General features: G+C 71.1%; 3 protein-coding genes and 1 pseudogene. 2 read left to right on the plus strand and 2 right to left on the minus strand.

What is annotated here, in order from left to right; genetic code table 11:
• Nucleotides 1–146 (minus strand): annotated as a pseudogene (locus ABZT06_RS50185) (alpha/beta hydrolase); the annotation flags it as partial.
• A gap of 179 nt (nucleotides 147–325) precedes the next feature.
• Between ABZT06_RS50185 and ABZT06_RS50190 the strand changes: the two are divergent.
• Together ABZT06_RS50190 and ABZT06_RS50195 are read left to right on the plus strand one after the other, a co-directional pair.
• Nucleotides 326–1,192 carry a helix-turn-helix transcriptional regulator gene (locus tag ABZT06_RS50190; protein ID WP_355756559.1) on the plus strand — a complete coding sequence of 289 codons (867 nt, stop codon included), beginning with the start codon at nucleotides 326–328 and terminating at the stop codon, nucleotides 1,190–1,192.
• Entirely contained in the window at nucleotides 1,189–1,560 is a 372-nt protein-coding gene (locus ABZT06_RS50195) for a DUF2255 family protein (RefSeq protein ID WP_355756561.1), read from the plus strand. Before ABZT06_RS50190 ends, ABZT06_RS50195 begins: the two co-directional genes overlap by 4 nt.
• A gap of 33 nt (nucleotides 1,561–1,593) precedes the next feature.
• Here the strand turns inward: ABZT06_RS50195 and ABZT06_RS50200 are convergent, their stop codons facing one another.
• Nucleotides 1,594–4,377 (minus strand): AAA family ATPase, encoded by a 2,784-nt coding sequence (locus ABZT06_RS50200; RefSeq protein ID WP_355756564.1) that lies wholly within the window; start codon nucleotides 4,375–4,377, stop codon nucleotides 1,594–1,596.
• Between the last annotated feature and the right edge of the window lie 280 nt (nucleotides 4,378–4,657).

Raw genomic sequence — 4,657 nt, forward strand, 5'->3', positions numbered from 1 at the left:
GTGCCGGAGGTCTGTTCCTTCACCCCGGTTCCGGGGTGGCCGACCACCAGTGCCGCACGCGGACCGGTGGCCGGGAGGTCGGGGAGGTAGAGGTGGGCGGCGATCTCGATACCGGCGCTGTCGAAACTGACACGAGTCCTGGCCATGGCGAACACTCCTGAGATGTTTCGGTGACGAGTGAGGTTGGTGTGCCCGGTCTCCGCCGGGCACACATCCACCATCCGCCCTCCGCTGTCTTCGCGGGAGGGGCAGGTTTCTGCCTGGGAAAGAACCTGCCCCCTCACACCTGTGCCGGGCCCGCCGCATCCGCAGCACACTGGAGAACATGCAACCGACACCCGAATCCCACCTCGGCGCCTTTCTGCGGGCCCGCCGGGCGCAGCTCCAGCCGCAGGAATGCGGACTGCCCGCCACGGACTCCGCCCGCCGGGTCACGGGACTGCGACGGGAGCAGGTCGCCGCCCTCGCCGCGATCAGCGTGGACTACTACACCCGCATCGAACAGGGCCGCGTCCGCGCCTCCACATCCGTCCTGACCACCCTCGCCCGCGCCCTCCGTCTCGACGACGACCAGCAGCGCTACCTCTACGAACTCGCCGGCCGCCCCGACCAGCGGCCACGCCGCCGCAGACAACCCCAGCGGCTTCGCCCCGCCATGCGCCGCCTTCTCGACCAACTCACCGACACCCCCGCCCTCGTCCTCGGCAAGCGCCTGGACATCCTGGCCTGGAACCCGTCCGCCGCGGCCCTCTACACCGACTTCGCCGCCGTCCCGGCAGCCCGGCGCAACTACCTGCGTCTGCTGTTCACCGACCCGGCGATGCGGGAGCTGGACCTGGACTGGGAACACGACGCCCGCGACGCGGTGGCCACCCTGCGCCTGGAGGCCGCGGCCGACCCCGACGACCCCGACCTCGCCCGCCTGGTCGGCGAACTGTCGATCAAGGATGCCGACTTCCGCACCTGGTGGGCCGAACACCGGGTCAGCAGCGCCTCCTACGGCACCAAGAACTACCGCCACCCCCTGGTCGGCGACCTCACTCTCGACTGCGACACCTGGGCCGCGCCCGACGGCTCCGGCCAGCGCCTGATAGTCCTGACCGCCGAACCCGGCAGCCCCTCCCACGACGCCCTGCGCATCCTCGCCTCCTGGACCGCGGAGGCCACCGACCCCGAGGCTGTGAACCAATGACCGCCTGGACTCCCGAAGACCAGTCCCTTCTCTCCGAGACGTACTCCCTCGTGCTGACCGCCGGAGCCAGCGACCACCCCGGCGTGGAGATCGGCATGGTCGTCGTCGACGGCGAGCTGTATGTGCGTGCCTACCGCGGCGTCCGCTCCCGCTGGTACCAGGCGGCACGCGAGCACGGCCACGGAACAATCCGGTTGGGCGCCGTCCTCCGCGACGTGGCGCTCACGACCGAAGGCCTCGAACCACCCACCGCGCTCGACGCCGCCTTCCGCACCAAGTACGGCCCTGTCGCCGACGCCCTCGTCGCCAGCCCTCAGGCCCGAGCCGCGACCATCCGCATCGACCCGGCTCCTGTTCCGGCCCCCTGACATCCGCCCGGTATCCGTCGGCAGCCGCCGCCCTCAGTCCACCTCTTCCAGGTCGAGGGCGGCGAGGGCGTCCCGGAGGGCGGCCCGGGAGCTGATGTGCAGTTTGGGGTAGATCTGATACAGGTGCGCGCCGATCGTTCGGTGTGAGAGGAAGAGGCGCTCCGCGATCTGCTTGTTGGTCAGTCCGGTCGCGGCCAGTGTTGCGATCTCGAACTCCTGGGCCGTCAGGACCCCCTTGCCTCCCGTGCCGGCCGACGCCGCCACGCCGCTCGCGCGCAGCTCGGCCTTCGCGCGGAGCACCCAGGGTGCGGCCCCCAGCCTCTCGAACGCCCTGCGGGCCAGGATCAGTTGTTCGCGCGCTTCCCTGGTCGCGCGCCGGCGCCGCAGGTGTTGGCCGTACATGAGACGGACCCGTGCGACGTCGAAGGGCCACTCGTCGGGGTCGAGGAGAGACAAAGCCTGCTGGTATAGGGGCACGGAGCGCTCGCCGGACGTCGTCAGCGCCTCGCAGGCCAGCACGAGCATGTGCAGGCGCGGGGAGAGCCGCGCCATCTCGGACTCCCGCAGGGCCGCCGCGTGGGTGGCGGCCTCGGCCGGCCGTCCCGATCTGACCGCGGCCTCGACCAGGTCCACGGCGCCGGCCATGGCATGAGGCAGGTAGGCGGCCAGGGGGGTGAGCGGGCTGACGGCGGTAGCCTGCCGGAAGGCGGCCTCGAAGTCCCCACTGCCGAGCGAGGCCAGGCTCCGTGCGTGGAAGGCCAGTGCGCGGGCGCCGTGGGCGCCACGGGGAACAGCCCAGGCTGTGATCTCCTCGCACAGCGCCTCGCAGGCCTCTACGTCACCGCGTGCTCCGACCACCAGCGCCTGCACGAACTGGAACTTGCACGCGAAGAACGGGTAGCCGTACTCCTTGCATAGCGCGAGCCCTTCGCCGGTCAGGCGCACTGCTTCGTCCCAGCGGCCCTTGTAGTAGTCGTCCAGACCGAGGTGGATCAGAGCGGAGAGGTGTCGGCGGACCGGCGCGGCGCCCGCGCGGGCCTGCTCGACCAGACGCAGAGACGCCTCCCTCACGTCCGCGAGCCGGTCCGGATAGACGGCGCAGGTACTGACCCGCACGATGTGCGTCGCGTCGCCGAGGTCGGCGAGCTGCTCATCGAGGATGCGCAGCCCGCGGTAGCCGGTACGGGCGGGGTCGGCAAAGGTCTGGGCGCACGCCCACAGCAGGTCGGGGGGTGCGGGCGTCATTCGGTCCAGGGCCCGGAACAACGGCACCCACTTTTCCGGGTCGCCGCTGTACCAGCACAGCGTGATCAGGGTGAACAGGGCTTCGACAAGAGCCTCGTCCGAGGCGTCGTAGCCGTGTCCGCCGGCCTCGATCGCACCGACCAGGAGCCGGTGGGCGGTGTTGACGTCCCCCTCCTTGTTGATCAGGAGGAGCGCGGAGGCGGCCGCCGCGTGCAGGGACCCCTCCCGGACCGCCGGGTCAGCGCGGCGGGCACCGACGAGCAGACGCGAGGCGTCCGCCAGGTCGCCGCCGGCGTCGGTGCCGATGTAGGCGGCCTCCGCCAGCAGGCGGCTCTCATCGGCCGGCGAGGGACTGAGCCCCGCGGCGCGGGTGAGGGCCGCCACCGCACCCAGCGCGTCGCCTCGCCCGAGGCGCAGGCGGGCCGCCTGCTCAAGCAGTGCGGCGACGGTCTCGTCCCGGCAGGTCGTGGCCTCACCGAGATGGCCGGCGCGGCGCTCGGGCTGGTCGACGAGGACGGCGGCGAGTGCCCGGTGTGCCCTGCGGCGCTCGGCGGCCGTGGCCTGCGCCACCACTGCGGAACCGATCAAAGGGTGGCGGAAGGAAATTCGCTGGGAGACCGCCGAGACTGCCACCAACCGGTCGCGTTCCGCCGACTCCAGAACGTCGATGACATCGCGGCCGCCGGCGGCCGCCTCGACGACCGTGAGGTCACCGGTGCCCTCGAGCGCCGCGATCAGCAACAGCTCGCGGTCGGGGCCGGGCAGGTCGGCCACGCGTGAGGCGAACAGGGCCTGAAGGCGTTCACTGAGCGGCAGCACCGAGGGCAGCATCCCTGGCGCCGTGCGCTGCTCGCGGTCGAGGGCGGTGGGCAACTCCATCAGCGCGAGCGGATTGCCGTGTGCCTCCGCGGCGATACGCCGCCGCATCTCGTGGGACAGGTCCGGGTGCGCCTGGGAGAGGAGTGCGGCCGACGCCGCGTCGTCAAGGGGCTGGAGGCGGTGCTCGGTGAGCCCGCTCGTCTCGAAGAAGCTGTCGGAGGTCACGCGCGAGGCGGCCAGGAAGCTGATACGGCTGCCGACGAGCCGCCGCGCGATGAAGCCGAGGACGAAGGTGGTGGGCCGGTCCAGCCACGGCAGGTCGTCGACGACGATCAGGAGCGGGGTGTCTTGGGCGATCCTGCGCAGCAGCAGCAAGGCCGCGGTGGCGGTCAGCAGCCGGTTGGGAGGCGGTCCGCTGCCGATACCGACCGCGACCTTGAGGGCGTCCCGGTGGCCCGGGTCCAGCAGGCCGAAAGATTCAAACAGGGGGACGAGCAACTGGTTGAGACCGGCGTAGCTGATGTCCGACTCGAACTGCACACCGCTCACACGCAGCACCCGCGCGCCACTCAGCGTGGCCTGCGCCGCCACGGCGTCCAGGATCGCGGTCTTCCCGATGCCCGCCTCGCCCGACAGCAACAGGGCTGCCCCGTGAACGGAGCCGCCGAAGTGGGATCGTACGAATTCCAGGTCCTCGTCTCGTCCAATCAGATGCCCGGAAGCGGGACGCGACGCCAGGTCCAGATGGTTCATCGAGTTGCTGTCTCCAGAAGTCGTGTATCGAAAGACGGGTGCTGCGATCCGTTGTCCCACTGTGTCAACGCATGCTTCCGCACCGCACGCGACGGCCCCCACGCACGCCGTGCCCACGTCCCGACCTCACATATCTCAGGATACGACCGGCCCGTGATCTGCGACGACACCCGAGCGGGTGCAGCGTTCGTCGGGCGAGGGCGGCATGCCGGCCGCGGTCGCGTAGCGCACGGCTTTGGTCTGGGCGATGATCGCGGTCACGTGGTGCCCGACGAAATCG

The sequence above is a fragment of the Streptomyces sp. NPDC005483 genome, from assembly GCF_040606035.1.
In the GTDB taxonomy this organism is placed as follows: domain Bacteria; phylum Actinomycetota; class Actinomycetes; order Streptomycetales; family Streptomycetaceae; genus Streptomyces.

What these genes read in the sequence shown, in the direction of transcription:
- ABZT06_RS50190 (WP_355756559.1), top strand. Translation starts at nt 326, where the DNA reads ATGCAACCGACACCCGAATCCCACCTCGGCGCCTTTCTGCGGGCCCGC.
- ABZT06_RS50200 (WP_355756564.1), bottom strand. Translation starts at nt 4,377, where the DNA reads ATGAACCATCTGGACCTGGCGTCGCGTCCCGCTTCCGGGCATCTGATT.
- ABZT06_RS50195 (WP_355756561.1), top strand. Translation starts at nt 1,189, where the DNA reads ATGACCGCCTGGACTCCCGAAGACCAGTCCCTTCTCTCCGAGACGTAC.